This window comes from Mesorhizobium sp. P2_F8, assembly GCF_056403655.1.
The window spans coordinates 696,306-716,984 of record NZ_JBFUFB010000001.1; the positions used below are offsets into that span (position 1 = coordinate 696,306).

The 20,679-nt window shown below is 64.3% G+C and carries 21 protein-coding genes; 11 read left to right on the plus strand and 10 right to left on the minus strand.

Going from position 1 to position 20,679, the window contains the following annotated elements; all coding sequences use genetic code 11:
* Positions 1-37 precede the first annotated feature (37 nt).
* Positions 38-808, plus strand: coding sequence for an IclR family transcriptional regulator domain-containing protein (locus tag AC1DZP_RS03360; protein WP_477300129.1), 771 nt, complete (start codon positions 38-40; stop codon positions 806-808).
* Positions 809-1,060: 252 nt separating this feature from the next.
* On the opposite strand, the gene AC1DZP_RS03365 is transcribed toward AC1DZP_RS03360, so the two are convergent.
* From AC1DZP_RS03365 to AC1DZP_RS03380, 4 genes are read right to left on the minus strand one after another with little or no spacing between them, the layout of a single operon-like run.
* Complete coding sequence (locus AC1DZP_RS03365; RefSeq protein WP_477300130.1) at positions 1,061-2,350, minus strand: NAD(P)/FAD-dependent oxidoreductase; 1,290 nt, start codon at positions 2,348-2,350, stop codon at positions 1,061-1,063.
* Positions 2,350-3,729, minus strand: coding sequence for a type I glutamate--ammonia ligase (locus AC1DZP_RS03370; RefSeq protein WP_095084405.1), 1,380 nt, complete (start codon positions 3,727-3,729; stop codon positions 2,350-2,352). The genes AC1DZP_RS03365 and AC1DZP_RS03370 overlap by 1 nt, the downstream gene beginning before the upstream one ends.
* A 5-nt stretch (positions 3,730-3,734) precedes the next feature.
* Positions 3,735-5,018 (minus strand): nucleotide disphospho-sugar-binding domain-containing protein, encoded by a 1,284-nt coding sequence (locus AC1DZP_RS03375; protein ID WP_477300131.1) that lies wholly within the window; start codon positions 5,016-5,018, stop codon positions 3,735-3,737.
* A 10-nt stretch (positions 5,019-5,028) separates the two neighbouring features.
* On the minus strand, positions 5,029-5,967 hold the full coding sequence (locus tag AC1DZP_RS03380) for a GntR family transcriptional regulator (protein WP_457152145.1): 939 nt from the start codon (positions 5,965-5,967) through the stop codon (positions 5,029-5,031).
* Between the two features lie 230 nt (positions 5,968-6,197).
* Here AC1DZP_RS03380 and AC1DZP_RS03385 point away from each other — a divergent pair, with 230 nt between their 5' ends.
* The 9 genes from AC1DZP_RS03385 (at position 6,198) to AC1DZP_RS03425 (ending at position 13,962) form a co-directional block, all read left to right on the plus strand.
* Positions 6,198-7,265: a polyamine ABC transporter substrate-binding protein gene (locus tag AC1DZP_RS03385; RefSeq protein WP_477300132.1), complete on the plus strand. Its 1,068-nt coding sequence runs from the start codon at positions 6,198-6,200 to the stop codon at positions 7,263-7,265.
* Positions 7,266-7,365: 100 nt separating this feature from the next.
* Positions 7,366-8,208 carry an ABC transporter permease gene (locus AC1DZP_RS03390; protein ID WP_477300191.1) on the plus strand — a complete coding sequence of 281 codons (843 nt, stop codon included), beginning with the start codon at positions 7,366-7,368 and terminating at the stop codon, positions 8,206-8,208.
* A complete protein-coding gene (locus tag AC1DZP_RS03395; protein WP_477300133.1) occupies positions 8,201-8,995 on the plus strand; it encodes an ABC transporter permease in 795 nt (264 codons plus the stop codon). Before AC1DZP_RS03390 ends, AC1DZP_RS03395 begins: the two co-directional genes overlap by 8 nt.
* Entirely contained in the window at positions 8,992-10,065 is a 1,074-nt protein-coding gene (locus AC1DZP_RS03400) for an ABC transporter ATP-binding protein (RefSeq protein WP_477300134.1), read from the plus strand. Before AC1DZP_RS03395 ends, AC1DZP_RS03400 begins: the two co-directional genes overlap by 4 nt.
* 12 nt (positions 10,066-10,077) lie before the next feature.
* Positions 10,078-11,352, plus strand: coding sequence for a glycosyltransferase (locus tag AC1DZP_RS03405; protein ID WP_477300135.1), 1,275 nt, complete (start codon positions 10,078-10,080; stop codon positions 11,350-11,352).
* Positions 11,349-11,699, plus strand: coding sequence for a cupin domain-containing protein (locus tag AC1DZP_RS03410; protein ID WP_477300136.1), 351 nt, complete (start codon positions 11,349-11,351; stop codon positions 11,697-11,699). Before AC1DZP_RS03405 ends, AC1DZP_RS03410 begins: the two co-directional genes overlap by 4 nt.
* An 18-nt stretch (positions 11,700-11,717) precedes the next feature.
* Positions 11,718-12,059, plus strand: a complete 342-nt coding sequence (locus AC1DZP_RS03415; protein ID WP_477300137.1) for a cupin domain-containing protein — start codon at positions 11,718-11,720, stop codon at positions 12,057-12,059.
* A gap of 29 nt (positions 12,060-12,088) precedes the next feature.
* Positions 12,089-12,433 carry a cupin domain-containing protein gene (locus tag AC1DZP_RS03420; protein WP_095084091.1) on the plus strand — a complete coding sequence of 115 codons (345 nt, stop codon included), beginning with the start codon at positions 12,089-12,091 and terminating at the stop codon, positions 12,431-12,433.
* Positions 12,434-12,453: 20 nt separating this feature from the next.
* Positions 12,454-13,962 (plus strand): aldehyde dehydrogenase family protein, encoded by a 1,509-nt coding sequence (locus AC1DZP_RS03425; protein WP_477300138.1) that lies wholly within the window; start codon positions 12,454-12,456, stop codon positions 13,960-13,962.
* Between the two features lie 41 nt (positions 13,963-14,003).
* Here the strand turns inward: AC1DZP_RS03425 and bla are convergent, their stop codons facing one another.
* Positions 14,004-14,891, minus strand: coding sequence for a class A beta-lactamase (gene bla, locus AC1DZP_RS03430; RefSeq protein ID WP_477300139.1), 888 nt, complete (start codon positions 14,889-14,891; stop codon positions 14,004-14,006).
* A 104-nt stretch (positions 14,892-14,995) separates the two neighbouring features.
* Here bla and AC1DZP_RS03435 point away from each other — a divergent pair, with 104 nt between their 5' ends.
* The gene (locus tag AC1DZP_RS03435; RefSeq protein ID WP_477300140.1) at positions 14,996-15,919 is read left to right on the plus strand and encodes a LysR family transcriptional regulator; all 924 of its coding nucleotides are present in this window, start codon (positions 14,996-14,998) and stop codon (positions 15,917-15,919) included.
* Here the strand turns inward: AC1DZP_RS03435 and AC1DZP_RS03440 are convergent.
* The 5 genes from AC1DZP_RS03440 to AC1DZP_RS03460 all read right to left on the minus strand — a co-directional run bounded on the left by AC1DZP_RS03440 (position 15,863) and on the right by AC1DZP_RS03460 (position 20,655).
* Positions 15,863-16,624, minus strand: coding sequence for an SDR family NAD(P)-dependent oxidoreductase (locus AC1DZP_RS03440; RefSeq protein ID WP_477300141.1), 762 nt, complete (start codon positions 16,622-16,624; stop codon positions 15,863-15,865). The genes AC1DZP_RS03435 and AC1DZP_RS03440 overlap by 57 nt on opposite strands.
* Before the next feature lie 10 nt (positions 16,625-16,634).
* Positions 16,635-17,447, minus strand: coding sequence for an ABC transporter permease (locus tag AC1DZP_RS03445; RefSeq protein WP_457150211.1), 813 nt, complete (start codon positions 17,445-17,447; stop codon positions 16,635-16,637).
* Entirely contained in the window at positions 17,447-18,310 is an 864-nt protein-coding gene (locus AC1DZP_RS03450) for an ABC transporter permease (RefSeq protein ID WP_457150210.1), read from the minus strand. The genes AC1DZP_RS03445 and AC1DZP_RS03450 overlap by 1 nt, the downstream gene beginning before the upstream one ends.
* A 64-nt stretch (positions 18,311-18,374) precedes the next feature.
* Positions 18,375-19,538 (minus strand): ABC transporter substrate-binding protein, encoded by a 1,164-nt coding sequence (locus tag AC1DZP_RS03455; RefSeq protein ID WP_477300142.1) that lies wholly within the window; start codon positions 19,536-19,538, stop codon positions 18,375-18,377.
* Positions 19,519-20,655, minus strand: a complete 1,137-nt coding sequence (locus AC1DZP_RS03460) for an ABC transporter ATP-binding protein (protein WP_477300143.1) — start codon at positions 20,653-20,655, stop codon at positions 19,519-19,521. The genes AC1DZP_RS03455 and AC1DZP_RS03460 overlap by 20 nt, the downstream gene beginning before the upstream one ends.
* Between the last annotated feature and the right edge of the window lie 24 nt (positions 20,656-20,679).

Below are 20,679 nucleotides of genomic sequence, written 5' to 3' on the forward strand. Positions count from 1 at the left end.
AGTCAATCCTGGCAAGGATATCGTTCTGGGAGGTGAGATGGACGAAGAGGCCGCTTCCCGTGATCATGTCGGCTCGCTCGAGCGGGGCCTTGCCGTTATGGAGATCCTGGCCCGGCGTCCCTCAGGCATGACGCTGACGGAAATGGCCGAGGAAGCGGGCCTGACCCGCGCCGGCGCCCGCCGCTTTCTATTGACGCTTGTCGCCACGGGCTACGCCACCCAGGCCGGCCGCGTCTTTTCGCTGTCGCCGCGCCTGCTGACGGTTGCCCGCACCTGGCTCGGCGGCGCCTCGCTATGGAGCTTCGCCGCCCCGACCATGCGGGCAGTGGCGGCTGAGTTGAACGAGGCCTGCTCGGCGGCGATCCTGTCGGGCCAGGATGTCGTCTACGTCGCCCGCATTCCCGGCCGCCGCATCCTCAGCGTCTCGCTCGACGTCGGTACCAGGCTGCCCGCCTATTGCACCTCGATGGGGCGCGTCCTGCTTGCCGGCCTGACGCCCCAGGAATTGGACGCATTTCTCGGCCAGGCGACGATCGAGAAACGGACCCCAAAGACAATCACCGACACGCGGCTGCTGGCATATGCCATTGGCAAAGCCAAAGCGGATGGCTTTGCCGTCGTCGACGAAGAGCTGGAGCTCGGCCTGCGCTCGATCGCCGTGCCGATCCGCGACCGCTCGGAGCGCACGGTCGCGGCCATCAACGTCTCGACCCAGTCCGCGCGTTTCACCGTCGCGGAGATGGAACGGGAAATCCTGCCGGCGCTGCTCGAGGCCAAGCAGCGCATCGAGGATTTTTTCGTCGTCTAAAGAGATCATTGCGAGCTTAGGAATAAGCCCTCATCGTCGGCGCCGCCCCTCATTGCCCTGCCGGGCATTTCTCCCCTTATAGAGACGGGGAGAAAGTAGCTGGCCGCAACGCCGACGCCTTTTTGCGACGCTGGCGATTGGCGAAACCATAAATGAAAGCGCCCCTCTCCCCGTCACTATACGGGGAGAGGATGCCGGCAGGCAGGTGAGGGGCGGCGCGAACTTCGATGCGTAGCCGCGGCGTACTCACCCTCAATGCTTGATGCGGTCGCGCATCGCATACCACAGCATGCCGAGCACATAGAGCGGTCCGCGCAACGCCGTGCCGCCCGGGAATGGCATGGGCGTGAGCGTCGAGAACAGGTCGAGCCGCGAAGCGTCGCCGGTGATCGCCTCGGCCAAAAGCTTGCCCGACAGTGTCGACAGGATGACGCCTTTGCCGGAATAGCCATGCGCAAAATAGACCTCGCCATAGTGCCCGACATGCGGCAGCCGCGACGTCGTCACCGACACCAGCCCGCCCCAGGCATGATCGATGCGACATCCCTGAAGTTGCGGAAAGGTCTTTTCCATATGCGGCCGCACAAAGCCGGCAATGTCGGCCGGCGGCGACGGCGTGTAGCGCTCGCCGCCACCGAACAGCAAGCGCCCGTCCGCCGACATGCGGTAGTAGTTGACGACGAAGCGGGTGTCGGACACCGCGACATTGGCCGGGATGACATTGCGTTTGCCCCCCAGCGGCTCGGTGGCGACGATGTAGTTGCCGACCGGCATGACGCGGCTGTTGACGCGCGGCTCCAATCCGTTGAGCAGTGCATCGCCCGCCAGCACGACGTGTTTTGCCCGGACCGACCCCTTGGCCGTCGAGACCCGGATCGAAGGCTCGCGCTCCAGCCGCACGGCGACCGAATTCTCATGAATGGTGACACCGGCCGCGGCCGCCGCGCGGGCGAGGCCGAGCGTGTAGTTCAGCGGATGCATGTGGCCGCCAAGCGGCTCGTACATCGCGCCGTGATAGGGCGTGTCGACCTTGCGGCGGGCTTCCGCCGCCGACAGGATTTCGGCATGCGGGAACTTCATCACCGTGGCCAGGCACTCCGCCTCTTCCTCGAGATCCCTAAGGTCGGACCCATTGACCGCCCCGACCAGATGGCCGGTCAGCCTGAGATCGCAATCGATGGCGTGGCGCTCGATGATGTCGAGCACCAGCCCGCGTGCCTCGAAGGCGAGGTCGAACAGGACCTTTGCCCGCTCGGGCCCGTAGAGCTTGACCAGGCCCTTGGCGCCCTTGCGCAGGCCGGGGATCATCTGGCCGCCATTGCGGCCGGAAGCGCCCCAGCCGATCTTGCCGCCTTCGAGCAGCACCACCTTCAGGCCGCGCTCGGCAGCGTGAAGGGCCGCCGACAGGCCGGTGCAGCCGCCGCCGACGACAACCAGGTCGGCGTCGACATCGCCCTGCAGGGCGGGATGGTCCGGCGACGGATTTGCCGTCGCGACATAGTAGGATTTGCCGATATCCAAACCGGAATTGAAGCCCATCATTACACCTTCAGCAGCAGGTGGTCGCGTTCCCAGCTCGTCACCACGCCCTGGAACAGGTCGAGCTCGACGCTCTTGACGCGCAGATAGGTCTGGAAGAAGTCCTCGCCGAGCAGTTCCCGCACTGGGTCGCAAGCGGTGAAACGATCCAGCGCCTCCTCCATGGTTTTCGGCAGCGTGCTTTTGATCTTGTAGGCATTGCCCGACGCCTCGGCCGACCGCGCCAGCTTCTGCTCGACGCCGAGATAGCCCGCGAGGAGCGAACCGGCGATCGCCAGATAGGGATTGGAATCCGCGCCCGGCAACCGGTTCTCCACCCGCCGCGCGGCGCGGCCACCGGCCGGCACCCGCAGGCCACAGGAGCGGTTGTCGTGCGACCATTCGATGTTGGCCGGCGCGCTGTGGTTCGGCCGGATGCGACGGAACGAGTTCACGTTGGGCGCAAACAGCGGCATGATCTCCGGGACATATTTCTGCAGGCCGCCGATGAAATGGCCGAACATTTCGGTGTCGGCATCGTCGCTGCCGGCAAACAGCGTGTTGCCGGCCTCGTCGATGACCGACATGTGCAGATGCATCGAGCTCCCCGCCTGTGCCGCGATCGGCTTGGCCATGAAGGTGGCATGCATACCACTCTGTTGGGCGGCCTGGCGCGTCAACCGCTTGAACAGCAGCACCTTGTCGGCCAGCGGCAGCGCGTCGCCATGCAGGAAGTTGATCTCCAGCTGCGCCGTACCCGATTCATGGATCAGCGTGTCGAGCGGCAGTCCGGATGCCGCCGCATAGTCATAGATGCGGCGGACCACCGGCTCGAACTCCTCCAGTGCCGCCATATCGTAGGGATGCTGCACGCTCTCGGCGCGGCCATTGCCGCCGACCGGTGCCGTCAGCGGCCGGTCGGGATCGGGATTGGGCGCGGTCAGGTAGAATTCGAGCTCCGGCGCCACCACCGCCCGCCAACCGCGCTGACGGTAGAGGTCGAGCACGGCTCTCAGCACATGGCGTGGCGAGGCCATCCATGGCCGGTCGTCCATGTGAAAGGCATCGGCGAAGACATAGGCCTTGCCTGCACCGGCGCCGGGCGCCAGGGTGAGCGTCGAAACATCCGGCACCATGCGCATGTCCGGGTCCGAGTAGGCAAAACCCTCGTCGATCGAACCGGTGTAGCGGCCGTCGATGCTGACCAGGAAGGCGCTACTCGGCAGGTAGAGCGCGCGGTCCTCCAGCGCCTTGAGGAACTTGGCTGCCGGCAAGGCCTTGCCGCGCAGGACCCCGTTCATGTCAGGCACCAGGCACTCGACCTCGTTGATGCCGTGCTGGGTCAGCCAGGCCTTGGGATCGTTGCCACTGGAGAGGGAAGTATTCGTGTTCATGTCAGGCATTTCGTTCATGTCCGTATCAGAGAGAGTATGGCTTGCGCGGCCACATCCGTTCCGGGTTTCAGCGCCATATGGGCTGCATTGTCCCTGAGGCGGGCGCGCATTGCGTCATCGGCCAGCAGGCCGAGAATGGCGCTCTCCAATACTCCTTCGGTCCAGGCATCACGGCCGATATGGTCGCCAACGCCGGTTTCCTCGGCGCGTCGGGCATTGTCATGCCCGTCCCAGCAATAGGGCATGATCAGCGACGGCACGCCGAAGCGCAGCGCTTCGCAAAAGCTGTTATTGCCGCCGTGATGGATGAACAGGTCGCACTTCGCAACCACCGACGGCTGCGGAAACCAGGCGTCGAGATAGACATTGTCCGGCACAGCGCGATAGGCGTCGCGCAGGCCGCCGGCATTGACGATGAAGCGGGCCGGCAGCCTGTCGAACACGGCCAGCATGCGCTCGATCAGGCCGACATCCATGGCGCCGAGACTGCCGAAGCTCACATAGACCAGCGGCCCGCCATTGCGCGGGAACACAGGCACTGCGAACGGCCCTTCCGAACGCACGCAGCCTTCCAGATAGACGAAGCGGTCCGGGTCGAGCGGCTCGGCGCGTTCGCGGCGCACGATCGTCGGCGTCAGCAAAAGGTTGAGGTCTGGCGAAGCTTCGAGAAACAGGCCCTTCGGCAGCGGCGCCAGGCCGGCATCCGTCCGAAAGCGGTTGAAGCGGTCATGCGCCGGCGCCGAGGCTCTGAGATAGCGGGCCTCGAACGCCGCGCGTTGCGGGTCGTCGGCGCCAAGCCCCGACAGATAGGGGGGCACCCGAGCGTCCGGAAGCTCGGTCTCGGCGCAGGAGACCACCCGCACCCACGGGCAGCCGGCGGCAGCGATCGCCGGGAACATGATGACATTGTCGAGCACCACCGCGTCCGGCTTCAGCCGCGCCAGCAATTGGCGCAGCGGCGCTTCGGCGTTGACCGCGGTGTCGACGATCGCCTGCCAGGTCGGCGCGACATAGGTTTCGAGCTGGTCGATCGGGCTCAGCCTGAAATGCGGCAGATGCCTGCGCACGAAGGCCTGCCAATAGCTCTGTCGATCGCTGTCGCTCAGCGGCTCGTCGGTCGGCAGCTGGTATTCCAGAAAACCATAGTCGGCAAAGACACCGGAGAAGCCGGCATGACAGATGAAGACAGGCCGGGCGCCCTTCGCCCGCAGCGCCTGCGCGATGCCGACGCAATTCAACGCCGCGCCGAAACTCGCTTCGGGAAACAGCGCGATGGTCGGGCTGGCTCTTCGCGTCAATTAATCCTCGTCATTCCGGCCGGCTGATCATGCCGAACAGGGCGGGCGCCCCGCGGCTGGCCGCTTGCGGTCGCTGGTTGCGGGAGAGCCGCAGGTGAATGCGAAGCAGATCGGCAGCCACCTCATACTGCCGGCTTTCAAGATGGTCGAGTATGTTCAGGTGCTCACGCAGCGATTGCCGCAGCCGGAAGACGTTGACGCCGGCATAGATGCCCGGCAACCGGCGCAGCCTGAGGTGATCGGCCAACGCGTCGGCCACGAACCGATTGGCGGAGCCCTCCGCCAGCATGCCGTGAAAATCGATGTCCAGCCGCTGGAACTCGCGTGTGTCGAATGCGGCGTCCGGCAGCGCCGACAGCGCTTCCATGCCCTGGCGCAGGGCCGCTGCGCGTGCGCCGTCAAGCCGGAAGCCGGGGGTCAGGATGGCGGCGGGCTCCAGCAGCAAGCGGTACTCATAGCTTTCGCCCTGCGCCTCCGGGTCGTCAGGCGCGCGGCGGAAGAGCCAGGACTGGCCGGGCGCACGGTCGAGCAAATTCTCTTCCGTTAGTCTGTTAAGCGATTTTAGTACCGTCTTGCGCTCGGCATTGTACCGCCGCATCAACCCGGCGACGGTCACCGTCTGGTCCAGCCGCCGCGCCGACCGGTCGCGCAGGATCGCCTCGGCGAGTTCGTCCTCCTCGGTAAGTGGCAATTCAGCGGCAACGGCCGGCTGGCTCGTGAGGTCGACGGCAAGGTGATAGCCGGAATCCGCCTCCCAACGCACAACGCCCTGTTCCACAAGCAGGCTAAGCGCAGCCCGCACTGGCGTACGCGACACATTGCACAGCGAGGCGATCTGCTGTTCCGGCAGGCGCGCGCCGGGTTCGAAGCCGCGCTGCCGGGCCACATCCAGGATGCGCTGTGCCAGGTCGAGGTGGTTGGTGCGGGGTCGTCGGGCTGCGGCTTGCATGACAATGCTCGTGAACGGACATGACCTATATGCTTTGACCGATCGGCCCCACGGACGCAATCGGCCAGATTCCACGGTCGCTTGGCAAATTATGGATTGACGTACTTTTTTCTGCAATAGTACTGTCAGGACAATCGGCACAAAGAAGACCGAGGGAACAGGATCGAGGCGGCGGCATGGGTCGCCGCCGCCGAATGAATTCGACGATCAACCAGAATGGGGAACCTGTCATGACCGCCACCACTCTCTTGCGGCACCGTTCGCTGAAGATGCCGTCAATCGCACTTGGTCTGGCCCTGGCGCTGGCCCCACCCGCGGCTGCGGCCGACCTGGTCATTTCCAACTGGGACGGCTACATGGCTCCCGACGCCATGGCTGCCTTCAAGACCGCTACCGGCGTCGCTGGCGAAGTGGTTGTTCATGCCACCAATGAAGAGATCATGGGCAAGCTCATCGCCGCCGGCGGCAAGGGCTATGACGTGGTCTTCGTCTCCTCGCCCTTCGCCGAGGTGCTGAACAAGCTCGGCCTGACCGAGCCGATCGACCACGCCAAGGTGCCCAACCTCGCCAACCTCTACCCTGAAGCGACCAAGCTGCCGCATGATGTCGGCAACGCCTTTTCAGTCCCCTACACCTGGGGCACGACAGGCCTCTGCTACCGCTCCGACCTGGTGAAGGTGGCGCCGACCAGCTGGAGCGACCTTCTCGCCCCCTCCGACGACCTCAAGGGCAAAACCACCATGCTGGCGACCGACCGCTGGCTGCTGGCCGCTGGCCAGCTCGACAAGGGTTTTTCGGTCAACGAGACCGATCCGGCCAAGATGGCCGAGGTCAAGGACCTGCTGATCTCGGCCAAGAAGACCCTGCTCGCCTATGACGACACCACCTTCTATTCGAAACTGGTTTCCGGGGAGGCGCTGATGGTGCAAGCATGGGACGGCTGGTGCAATTACGGCATCGCCGAGAAGCCCGAGATCAAATACGTCATCCCCAAGGAAGGGTCGGATCTGTGGGTCGACACGATGGTGGTGATGAAGGCTTCCGCCAACAAGGACGCGGCCTTCCAGTTCATCAACTTCATGCTCGACGCCAAGAACCATGCCTGGGCGGCGCAGAACATCGACTATAAGGTGCCGAACAAGCCGGCTATGGAAAGCCTGCCGGCCGATTTCCTGGCCAAGTTCCCCAACATGGCGATGCCGGTGGCCGACCTTGTCAAGTTCGAGCAGCTGCGTGACGTCGGCGACGCCCAGCGCGACTATTCGAAGATCGTCAGCGAGATCAAGGCCGCGCAGTAAGCAAGCGTCAAACCAGACATCACGGCCGGCGGCGCTTCTGCTGCCGGCCTTGAGCGGTACCCAAACATTGTCCCAGACCAGACTTCGCTCCTCCTTGCTGATGGCCCCGGCGCTGGTCTGGCTGACCGCGCTGATGGTCGTGCCGTGCGCGCTGGTGCTGGCGCTCGCCTTCTTTCGCCGCGGCATCTATGGCGGCATCGAATACACCTTCACGCTGGAGAATTTCGGGCTGGTTTTCGACCCGCTCTATGCCGGCATCTTCCTCAAATCTGCACGCATCGCCGGCACGGCGACGCTGATCGCGGTGGTGATCGGCTATGCCGCCGCCTATGCCATATCAGCCGCACCGCGCCGGCTGCAGCCGGTGCTGCTGTTCTTCGCCGTGCTGCCGTTCTGGTCCAACTATCTGATCCGCACCTATGCCTGGATCGTGCTGCTCAACCGCGAGGGCCTGATCACCCAGCTGCTGCGCTGGTTCGGCTACACCGGCGAGCCGCCGTCGATGCTCTACACCGAAGGTGCCGTCATCGCCGGCCTGGTCTACAACTACCTGCCCTTCGTCATCCTCGCCTGCTACGCACCGCTGTCGCGTCTCAACCCAGAACTCGCCGAGGCTTCGCGTGACCTCGGCGCTTCGGCCATCACCACCTTTCGCCGTGTCATCCTGCCGCTGACCGTGCCCGGCATCGCCGCGGGCGCCGTGTTCGTCTTCGTGCTGTCGATCGGCAACTTCGTTACGCCGGCCCTGCTCGGCGGTGGCCGCTTCCAGATGATCGGCAATCTCGTCTACGACCAGTTCCTGACCGCCAATGACTGGCCCTTCGGCGCGGCGCTCGCCATGGTGCTGATCGCCATCATGCTGCTGGTGCTGATGGCGCAGGCGCTGGCCGCCGATCGCGCCTCGGGCCGCGCCGCGCAAGTGAGCGGAGGCGCCGATGGCTGAGCGCTCGCCCGCCACGCGGCGCACGCTCTGGCTCGTACTGAGCCTGATCTTCGCCTTCCTCTACATCCCGATTGCCGTGCTGGTGGCGCTGTCCTTCAACGAGGGCGGCCTTCCGACCGCATGGTCGGGCTTTTCGCTGAAATGGTATGTCTCGCTGGCCGGCAATTCCGCGATCCTCTCCGCCGCGCTCAACACGCTGATCGTGGCGCTGGTGTCGACCGCCATCGCCACGCTGCTCGGCACGCTGCTGGCGATCGGCGTCGAGATGCGCCAGCATTATAGCAAGGGTCTCGAAGCGCTGATCTTTGCGCCGATGATCATTCCCGACATCGTGCTGGCGATCGCGCTGCTGTCGTTCTTCTCCATGCTCAACCTGACCATGGGGCTGCACACCATCATCCTTGCCCATGTCGTGTTCAACCTCGCCTTCGTCTGTTCGGTGGTGCGTGCCCGGCTGAAAAGTTTCGACTGGTCGATTGTCGAGGCGTCCACTGACCTTGGCGCGTCCGCAGTGACCACCTTCCGGCGGGTGACATTGCCGGTCATCCTGCCGGCGGTCATCGCCGGCGCGCTGCTTGCCTTCACGCTGTCGGTCGACGAGTTCATCATCGCTTTCTTCACCGCCGGCGCCGGGCGCGCCTCGACCACGCTGCCGATGCAGATCTACGCGATGATCCGCTTCGGCATCACGCCGGAGATCAACGCGCTGGCGACCATCGTCATGGCGGTCTCGATCACCGCGCTGACCTTGTCGCAGCGGCTCAATCGAGGGGTCATCGGCCAATGAGCGAACCGCGCACGCTGCTGGCCGTCGATCATGTGTCGAAGAATTTCGGCCGCGTGACCGCTGTCGACGGCATCTCGCTCGACATCCGCGAGAACGAGTTCTTCGCCCTGCTCGGGCCTTCGGGCTGCGGCAAGACCACGCTGCTGCGCATGCTGGCCGGTTTCGAAACGCCGAATGACGGCCGCATCCTGCTCGACGGCCGCGACATTGCCAGGACCCCGCCCAACAAGCGGCCGGTCAATTTGATGTTCCAGTCCTACGCGCTGTTTCCGCATATGAGCGTCAGGGCCAACGTGTCCTACGGCCTGGAGATGGAGCGTTTGCCGGCTAGCGAAATCCGCTCTCGTGTCGATGCCATCCTGGCGACGACAGAACTCGTTCCCTTCGCCGACCGCAAGCCGGAGCAATTGTCGGGCGGTCAGAAGCAGCGTGTCGCGCTCGCCCGGGCCCTGGTCAAGCGACCCCGGCTGTTGCTGCTCGACGAACCGCTTGGCGCGCTCGACAAGAAACTGCGCGGCGCCATGCAATTGGAATTGAAACGCCTGCAGCACGAGGTCGGCATTACCTTCGTCATCGTCACCCACGATCAGGAAGAATCGCTTGTGATGGCCGACCGCATGGCCGTGCTCAAGGACGGCAGGCTGCTGCAATGCGACACCCCGCATGCGGTCTATGAGCATCCGGCCGACCGTTTTGTTGCCGACTTCATCGGCGTGATGAATTTCGTGCCGGGCAAAGCCGTCGCCGATGGCGTGCTGGCCGCCAATTGCGCTCGGATCGCCGGCAAGGTACCCGCCACGCTTCCGCCCGGTGCGTCCGCTGTCGCCTCGGTGCGGCCCGAGCGCATCCGGCTTTTCCCGTCGGTAGAAACCGCCAACCGCACCACCGGCGCGGTCGAGGCATTGGCCTATCAGGGGCTCGACCTGCAACTGCATGTCCGCACCCCCCTGTCGCCAAAACCGTTCCTGGTGCGCGTCACCGCCGATGCCGCGGATCGCCGGCCGGTCTCGTTGGGCGACCAGGTCGAACTCGGCTGGGATGCCGCCGATGTCAGAATTTTCGCAGAGTGAAGGAGAAGCTTGATGGCGCAGAAGACGATCGCGTTTTTTCCAGAAGCGGCCTATGGCCCGGCGCTCAATTCCGTCGGCATCGCCCAGGCCGTCGAAGCGCGTGGACACAAGGCCGTGTTCCTCTCCGATCCCGGCTTCGTCGACGTCTACAAGGGCTACGGCTTCGAAGCCCATCCGGTGAACCTGTCCGAACCGATGCCGCCGGAGCAGATGGCCAAGTTCTGGGAGGACTTCATCAATGGCCACATCCCGAATTTCCGCAAATCGCCTTATGACCAGGTCAACAATTACGTCAAGGATTGCTGGACGGCGATCGTCGACAGCGCCAAATGGGCGCAGAAGGATCTGCCGCGCGTTCTGGCTGACATCAAGCCGGACGTCATCTGCGTCGACAACGTCATCCTGTTCCCGGCAATCAAGCAGTTCGGCAAGCCGTGGGTGCGCGTCATCTCCTGCTCAGAAAACGAGATCGAGGATGAGGACATCCCGCCACATCTTTCCGGCTGCGGCGAGAACGACCATGCCGGCCACCAGCGCTACCGCGACCATTTCAACGCGGTGATCAGGCCGATCCATGACGACTTCAACGCCTTCCTCACCGCCAACAACGAGACGCCCTATCCGATCGGCCAGTTCTTCGAAGCCTCGCCCTACCTGAACCTGCTGCTTTATCCCGAGGCGGCAAAGTTCAAGCGCCGCCATCCGCTCGACCCGGCAAAATTCCAGTATCTCGAAGGCTGCGTGCGACAGGAAAAACCCTACACGGTGCCGACCTTCGCGAAAAACAATGACGGACCGCTGCTCTATGTTTCCTTCGGCAGCCTCGGCGCCGGCGATGTCGACCTGTTGAAGCGCATCATCGCGACGTTGGGCAAGACGCGCTACCGGGCGCTGGTCAATGTCGGCGGCTACAAGGACCAGTACACGGACGTGCCCGGCAACGTCATCGTCGAGAGCTGGTTCCCGCAGCCCTCGGTCATCCCGCAGGTCGATGCGGTGATCCACCATGGCGGCAACAACTCGTTCACCGAGTGCCTCTATTTCGGCAAGCCGGCTATCATCATGCCCTATGTCTGGGACGGCCACGACAACGCCACCCGCGTCGAAGAAACCGGCCACGGCTTCGGCATGCCGCGCTACGACTGGAACGATGCCGAGCTCGTCGCTAAGATCGAAGCCTGCCTGACCGATCCGGCGATGAAGGCCAGGCTGGCAAAGACCTCAGCGCAGATGCACGGGCAGAACGGCCCGGAAAAGGCAGCTGGGTTGCTGGAGGCGCTGCTGTGACCTCCTCCGCACCACACCTCCATCAGGCCTCGACCCGCACCGATCTCGTCGACTGGGGTGCCCAGCCGGATGCGCTGGACGGCGCGTCCCATTCCACCGGCAGGCTGGTGCACAAAGGGCCGAACAACCAGCCGGAATCCGGCATCTGGGTCTGCACGCCTGGCCACTGGCGGCTGGCGATCCCGCGCGATGAATTGTGCCATTTCGTCGCCGGCCGCGCGACCTACAGGTCGAATGTCGGCGAAGTGATAGAAGTCAGTGCTGGAACCGTGGTCATGTTCCCGGCCGGCTGGGCGGGCGAATGCACCGTGCATGAGACCATGCGCAACGTCTACATGCTGGCCTGATCCTCGGAGCTTCACGACATGCCGACACCGCACTGGCAAAACGCCTCGACAGTGGACCTGGACGATTGGGGCGCGGGCACCAACACGCTCGCCGGCTCGCCGCGCGCCTCGGGCAAGATCCTATCGCAGAACCAGGACGGATCGAGCGAATGCGGCCTGTGGTCATGCACATCGGGCACACGAAACGTCACCTTTCCTGCCGACGAGTTCTGCCATTTCCTGTCGGGACGCGGCAGCTATGTCCATGAGAACGGCGAAGAAGTTCCGGTCGAGGCTGGCACGCTTGTGTTCTTCCCCGCCGGCTGGACCGGCATCTCCATCATCACCGAAACGCTGACCAAGGCCTTCATGTGCCGGTGAGCACCAATGCCATCCGAGGGAAAATCGATATGACAACACCGATCATGAAGTCCCCGCTCACTATTACCGACCTCGTCGACTGGGGCGTCATCCCGACGATGATCGAGGGCGAATCCCACACTTCGGGCAAGCTGCTGTACAAGGGGCCTGAAGGCCGTTCCGAATGCGGCCTGTGGGTGTGCACTCCGGGCAAATGGCACTGCCACGTCACCCGCGACGAGTTCTGCCACTTCCTTGAGGGCCGCTGCACCTATGTCCATGAATCCGGCGAGATCATCGAGATCGAGCCGGACACGGCGGCGTTCTTTCCGCAGGACTGGAAAGGCGTCTGCACCGTCCATGAGACGATCAAGAAGGTCTACATGATCCGCTGAGCGGGTCGGAGAGGATATCCATGCATTTCTCCCCTGACCGGCCGACTTTCTTCGTCAATCCCGATTACCGGCAGATGACCGGCGCGACGAAACCGGTAATCGACCCGGCGACGCTGGAAACGGTCGGTGCGATAGCCGCTGTGACAGATGGCGAGATCGATACAGCGCTGACTGCCGCGACAAAGGCGCAGGCCGCCTGGAAAAGGCTCGACGCCAAGAGCCGCGCCAAGCACCTCCATGCCGTCGCCAATGCCATCGAAGCGGCCGACTTCACGCGTTGTGCCGAGCTGATGGTGCGCGAGATGGGCAAGCCCTATCCGGAAGCCATCGGCGAGATCGCCAACTGCGCGCCGATCTTCCGCTACTATGCCGAGATGGCGCGCGACGATGCCGGCAAGATCGCCGGCACGACGCAGGCCGGGTCGTTCCAGTATGCGCGCTACGAGCCCTATGGCGTCTCCGTCCACATCATGCCTTACAACTTCCCGATCCTGCTGATGTGCTGGACGGTCGCGGCATCGCTCGCCGCAGGCAATGCCTGCGTCATCAAGCCGGCCGAGGCGACGACGCTGTCGACGCTCGACTACATGACCGTGTTCCGCTCGCTGCCGGAGGGGCTGGTCTCCTGCCTGCCCGGCGGCGCAGTAGCCGCGCAAGCGTTGATCGCTTCCGAGCGCACCCATGCCGTCGCCTTCACCGGCTCAGTCGCCGCCGGCAAGGCAGTGGCGGTGGCCTGTGCCGAATGCATGAAGCCGTGCGTCATCGAAGCCGGCGGCAGCGATCCGCTGATCATCAGCCAACACGCCCCGCTCGATGTCGCCGCGGCCGGCAGCGTCACCGCCGCCTTCCACCTCACCGGCCAGGTCTGCACCTCGGCCGAGCGCTTCTTCGTCGTCGACGCCGTGCATGACCGCTTTGTCGACCTGTTCGCCGAAAGGACACGCGCGCTGCGCATCGGCAACGGCATGGACAAGACCGAGATCGGCCCGCTGGTCAGCGAAGGCGCGCGGGCGAAAGTGATGCGCCTCGTTGACGATGCTATTCGCAACGGTGCCAGGGCGGTCACCGGCGGGCGCATCCCGCCCGCACACAACACAGGCTGGTTCTACGAGCCAACGATCCTGACCGGTGTCACCCCTGATATGGCGATCGTGCGCGAGGAGTGTTTCGGGCCGGTCGCCGCGATCTGCCGTGTCCGGGATTTCGACGAGGCGATCCGGCTTGCCAATGACAGCCCGTTCGGGCTTGGCGCCTCGGTGTTCACCACCGATCTGGCCGAGGCGCATGAGGCCGCCGAGCGGCTCGAGGCCGGCATGGTCTGGGTCAACAACCCGCTGATCGACAATGACGCCTTGCCCTTCGGCGGCTGGAAGGCCTCGGGCCTCGGCCGCGAGCTTGGCCGCCAGGGACTGGACGCCTTCCGCCGCTCGAAGATGGTGATCATCGACCACAGACCGGCTATCCAGGACTGGTGGTATCCCTACCCCGACAGCTGGTTCCGCGAGACCGGCGGCCGCAAACATGTGTGAGGGCAGCGGCGCGGCAACACCGCGCCGCCCGACACAAAGATTTACACCGCGATCGCTTCGACCAACGCGCGCGAGACAGAGGCAATGACGGCGTTGCGCTTGGCCAGGGTCTGTTTCGTGCCCGTCAGATAGACCGACATCAAAATCGGGTTGCCGGAAGCCGGCCAGATGACGGCCGCGTCATTGGTGCTGCCGCGCGCGCCGGTTCCGGTCTTGTCGCCGCATATCCAGCCTTTCGGCAGTGCCACCCTTATGCGCTCGTCGCCGGTCTTGTTCGCCATCAGCCAATCGACAAGCTGCGCCCGGCTCTTCTTCGACAGGCTGTTGCCGATCGTCAGCCGTTCGAAATTGTCGGCCATGGCCAGCGCCGAGGTCGTGTCGCGCGCGTCGCCCGGCAGCGACTCGTTCAGCTCCGGTTCGATCCGGTCCAGCCTGGTCACCTTGTCGCCGATCGAACGCAGATAGGCCGTCAGCTGCGCCGGCCCGCCAAAGGACTCCAGCAACAGATTGGCCGCCCCGTTGTCGCTGACTGTCACGGCGGCCTCGCAAAGCTGCGCCACGGTCATCTCGCCGCCGGCATGTTTCTTGGTCGTCGGAGAGTTCGCGATGACGGCGTCGTGCGGGATCTTGATGCTGCGGTCGAGCTGCTCGATGCCGCCATCGACGCGATGCAGGATGAACGCCGCCGCGAGTGCCTTGAAGGTGCTGCACATGGGGAACAGCTCGTCCTCACGATAGCCGAATTGCGCGGTCGTTCCGGAGATCCGGCAGGACACGCCGAGCCGGCCGCCGCTTTTCGCCTCGATCCGCCTTATTTTCGGCAAGACCCCATCAAATTTTGTCGGGCTCGTTGCCGCCTTCGCAATGGCGCCAACCGGGGCCGTCAAAACCACCGCGAGACCACTGATGAAACTGCGTCTGCTTGTCATGTCCACACTCTCTGTCGCCCCGCGCAGCAGAACTGGACCGGATCCGGCGCCATCGCAAACGAGTAAACATCGCCCCCGCCATAAGAAAAATTAGGGCTGGGATGATGAAGCGATCGCACCTCCCGTTGAATGGCTTGCGCGCCTTCGAGGCCTCCGCAAGGCATCTCAGTTTCACCGGCGCCGGCCTCGAACTGCGCGTCACCCAGGCCGCCGTCAGCCATCAGATCAAGGGCCTCGAAGAGATCCTTGGTATCAAGCTTTTTCGCCGATTGCCGCACGGCCTCGCCTTGAGCGAGGAAGGCGAAGCCCTGCTGCCCGTGCTGAGCGATGCCTTCAACAGGATCAGCGTCACGCTCGACCGCTTCGAGGGCGGCCGCTTCAACGACATCGTCACCATTGGTGTCGTCGGTACTTTCGCCTCGGGATGGCTGATCCCCAGATTGCCGGCATTCCATCAGGCTTATCCGGACATCGAGCTGCGCATCTCGACCAACAACAACCGGGTCAATCTCGCCGCCGACGGTCTCGATTTTGCCATCCGCTTCGGCGACGGCTCCTGGCAGGGAACCGAGAACACACCGTTGCTGCCCGGCGGCTTCTCGCCGGCCTGCGCGCCCGACATCGCCGCGCGTCTGCGCGACCCGTCCGACCTCGCGCGCGAAACGCTGCTATGTTCCTACCGGGAAGACGAATGGTTGCGCTGGTTCGAGACGGCAGGGTGCCATTGCCCGCCGATCAAGGGCATCGTCTTCGACTCATCGGTCACCATGGCGAACGCTGCCGTCCAGGGCGCCGGCGTGGCGCTGCTGCCGATTTCGATGTTCAGCCGCGAGCTCTGTTCGGCTGAGCTGGTGCAGCCTTTCGACTGCACGGTCGACGTCGGCCGGTATTGGCTGTCGGCGCGGCGCAGGCGCCAGAATTCGCAGGCAATGACCATCTTCGCCGACTGGTTGAAGGCCGAGACGGCTACTTCAGCCGATGCTTTCGCCACCGTCGATCACCAGCGCCTGGCCGGTCATGAAGGATGATCGGTCGGAAACGAGGAACAGGATCGCCTCGGCGATCTCTTCGGCGCTGGCCCAGCGTCCCATCGGGATCTTGGTGCGGACATAGTTTTCGATCGCCGCGCGCCCGCCCATCTGGGCGATGAACGGCTCGTTGAACGGCGTATCGACCCAGCCTGGGCAGAGCGCATTGACGCGGACATTGTGGCTGGCATAGTCGAGCGACATCTGCCTGGTCATCGCCACCACCGCATGTTTCGACGTGGCGTAGGCGATCATCTCGCGGTCGTAGAACACGCCCGAATTCGAGGCGGTGTTGAGGATGACACCGCCGCCCTGTGCGATCATCGACGGCATGACCAGCCTGGCCGCGAGGAATTGCGCCCGGACATTGACCCGCCACGAGGCATCCATGCCACCGACCTCGACTTCAGTCAGCGTACCGCCGACCTGGATGCCGGCATGATTGTGCAGGATGTCGATACGCCCATGCCTGTCGAGCGTACCGGCAATGAGCTGCTCGACCGCCGCGTCATCCGCGACATCGGTGGCGAGCGCCTCGGCCCGGCCGCCCGCCGCGCGGATGTCGCAAGCCGTTGCCTCGCCGCTGGCCGGGTCCCTGTCGGCGATGACGACCAGCGCGCCTTCCCTGGCCATGATCATGGCGCCGGCGCGCCCGATGCCGGAGCCGGCACCCGTCACCACGGCGATGCGGTCTTTGAGGATCATGGCGCGACTTTCAGTTGGACGGTTTGCGTTGGCGCAGCTGCCATTGGGCAAGCACGACAAGCAGCACGGAGGCGACGAGCACGATCGTCGCGATGGCATTGATTTCCGGCGTCACGCCACGCCGGATCGACGCAAACACATAGATCGGCAGCGTCGTCTGCGCACCGGCGACGAAGAAGGCGACGATGAAATCGTCGAAGGAGAAGGTGAAGGCGAGCAGGAAGCCGGCGACCACCGCCGGCATGATCTGCGGCAGGACGATGCTGCGGAACGTCGTCAACGGCGTCGCGTAGAGATCGCTCGAGGCCTCGACCAGGTTGCGGTCGAGGCTGCCGAGACGCGTGCCGACGATCATCGTCACCAGCGCCATCGAAAACAGGCCGTGTGCCGCGATGATCGAGCCATAGCCGAGCGACAGGCGCGGCGGCTGGTCGTCGGGCCATATCGAGGCGAGGAACGGGTTGACGACTGCGAACAGCTGGACGAGCGCGACCAGCGTCGAGATGCCGATGACGACACCCGGGACGACGATCGCGGCACCCAGAAGCGCATCGAAGACAGCGCGGGTCCGGACGCTGACGCGCGCCAGGCCAAGCGCGGCCGCGGTGCCGCACAGCGCCGCCAGCGAGGCGCTGGTGGTGGCGATGAACAGGCTGTTCTTCAACGCTTCGACCAGGAACGGGTTGGCCAGCGCCTTGCCGTACCATTGCACGGAAAAGCCGGTGAACTCGCTCGCATGGTGACCGGCGTTGAAGGAGAACAGCACCACAAGCGCAATCGGCAGGTAGAGGAAGGCGAAGACGGCAATGACGAAGGCGCGCATCAGATCAGATCCACCCGGCGGGCGCCCGAAACCCGGGTCGAGATGCGGTTGGCGGCAATCAGCACCACCACCGAGACCAGAACCAGTGTGATCGCGATGGCCGATCCGAACGGCCAGTTGCGCGACTGCAGGAACAGGTCGACCAGCGCATTGCCGATGAAGAACACCTTGCCGCCGCCAAGCAGCGTCGGGATCAGATACTCGCCGAGCAGCAGGATCATGACCAGCGAGAAGCCGGTCATCACCCCCGGCAGCGACAGTTTCAGCGTCACGCCAAGGAATGTGGAGAGTGGCGTCGCACCGAGATCGGCGGAGGCTTCCAGCAGCCGGCGGTCGAGCCGCTCGAGGCTGACATAGATCGGCAGGATCATCAGCGGCAGATAGCCATAGACGATGCCGAGCAGCACGGCGCCCGGCGTGTTGATCAGCCTGATATCCTCGAAGCCGACATAAGCGAGCAGAGCAGGAATGCCGCGCCCGCCCAGCACATACATCCAGGCATAGGTCCGCATCAGAAGGCTGGTCCAGAACGGAATGACGACGAGCGCGAGCAGGATCAGCCGCCAGCGCTGCGGCGCCTGCAGGGCGAGGTAGTAGGCAACCGGATAGGCGACGAGAAGACAGGCGAGCGCGCCCATCGGCGCCAACATCATGGTGTTCCAGAAGGCGGTCGCCCGCGCCGGAAGATTGGCATATTGCGCCAGCGTAAAGGCCGCCTGGTAGCCGCCTTCCGGCGCCCGCTCGCCAACGCTGAACACGGCGATGGCTATGAACGGCAGCACCAGGAAGACCACCAGCCACGCCGCTGCCGGACCGAGCAGCAAGGCGGTCAGCAGATTATGACGAAGTTTATTGCCGTGCATTGAAACCGCCCCGGTGCCGGCGGACATATGCCCGCCGGTCAATTGTCTGCATCAGGCCGGTCGCTCAGGCCGACTTGAAGCGGGCCATCAGTTCGGCCCGGCCGGGATCGGTCAGTGTTGCCGCTGCGCCGAACTCGAGCGGCGTCAACAGGTCCGCAGCCGGATAGAGGATCGGATTGTCGAGCACCTCCTTGGGCAGCAGCTTGTTGACCCGCGCATCGGTCGACGGCGCACCGTTGGCCAGGTGCTCCTTGACCGCGACCTGCGGGTTCATCAGGTAGTTGAGCAGCGCGTAGCCGGCGGGCTTGTTCGGCGCGTCCTTGGGGATGGCATAGAAATCGGTCCAGATCTCGCCGCCTTCCTTGCCAAGCACATAGGCGATCTCGGGAATGTCGCGATGCAGCTGCGCACCGTCATTGGTCCAGCACATGGTCATCCAGGCGTCACCGGCGCGCATTCCCGGCTGGTAGTCGGATGAGACCGCGAACAGATGCGGCTTCACCTTCAGCAGCAATTCCTCCGCCTTGGCGAGTTCGTCCTGTTTCAGCGAGTTGAACGAATAGCCGTAATATTTCAGCGCATTGCCGATTGTGGTCAGCTGGTAGTCGTGCACCATGGTGCGGCCATCGCCCTCCGCCATCGCTGTGTCCCAGAACTCCTTCCAGCTGGTCATCGGCTTGGTCAGCTTCTTGGTGTTGACGGCAAATCCGGTGGTGCCCCAGTTCTTCGGCACGGCGTAGGTCGTCCCGTCGATCGTGCCTTCCGACGTGAAGCGCGGATCTTCCTGCGAGCCGTCGAAATTCGGCAGCTTCGCCATATCGAGCGCCTCGATGATGCCGAGCTTCTTGTAGGTCGAGATCGTGTAGTTGGTCGGCACGAAAAGGCTCCAGCCGGAGGCGCCGGCCTGCAATTTGGCCAGCATCTCCTCGTTGGAGCCGAACACGTTGACCTCGACGGCAACGCCGGTGTCCTTCTTGAAATTCTCGAATGTCGCCGGGTCATGATAGTTCGGCCAGGTGGCGATCGACATGCGGTCGCCGAGGCTTTCAGCGGCAAAGGCCGGCGTCGGCATGATGCCGATCTCGCGCGCCATCACCGCCGTCGCAATTCCGAGGCCGGTGAGGCCGAGGAAGTCTCGGCGGCCGATCGAGCCGCGCTTCAGGCGCATCAGCTGGTCGACGAAGTTTTCAGGGCTTATCGGCAGTCCATCACGATATGATTTCGACATTTTTGGTTACCCTCTGGTTGGTCCCGTTGTTCTTGGGGTCCGGAAACGCCAAGGGCGTTCCGGCGGCAAAGCCGATGGCGACGGGTTCACCCGGCTTGAAAAGATTGCCGTGGCCGATCAGGTGATCGGCCTTGGCGAGCAGCGTTCCGATGCCCTGGACCTCGATCGCGTATTCGGCGGTCGAGCCAAGGAAAATCCGGTTGCGAACGATGCCCTTGAACCGGCCGCTTTCCGGAGCGCCGAGACTGAGCGATTCAGGACGCAGGCTGACCGAGACGGTCTCGCCCTGCCGCAAGGCCGTCCGCTTGCGCGCTGCAATGACGGTGCCGTCGGCAAGCGCGATGTCCACCAGTTCGCCCGAATGTCCGGCGACCTTGCCGCTCAGCAAATTGGTCTTGCCGACGAAATCGGCGACGAACAGATCGGCCGGCTCGTCATAGATCTCGCTCGGTTGTCCGAGCTGGACGATGCGGCCGCCATTCATGACGCAGACGAAATCGCTCATCGACAGCGCTTCCTCCTGGTCGTGGGTGACCAATACGAAGGTGATGCCGATTTCGCGCTGCAGGTTCTGCAACTCGATCTGCATGTCGGTGCGCAGCTTCTTGTCAAGCGCGGCCAGCGGCTCGTCAAGCAGCAGCACGGCCGGCTTGTTGACCAGTGCGCGCGCCAGCGCGACACGCTGCTGCTGGCCGCCGGACAGTTCATGAATCTTGCGGCGGCCATAGCCGGCGAGCCGCACCATGGCCAGCGCCTCGCCTGCCCTTGAGGTGATCTCGCGCGACGACAGCCGCGGTCGTGCCTGGCGCAGCCCGTAGGCGACGTTGTCCTCGACATCGAGATGCGGAAACAGCGCGTATTGCTGGAACACCATGTTGACAGGCCGCCGGTAGGGCGGCGTGCCGGCCATGTCCTGGCCGCGAATGAACACCTGACCTTCGCTCGGCTGTTCGAAGCCGCCGATCATGCGCAGGCAGGTCGTCTTGCCGCAGCCGGACGGTCCGAGCAGGGCGACAAAGGCGGAAGGCGGGACGGCAAGATCGATGCCGTTGACCGCGGTCACCGCGCCATAGCGTTTGGTGACGCCGCGAAACTCGATGTCGGGCACTGCGGTCAAGGCTGCGGGCTCCAGCAACAGGGC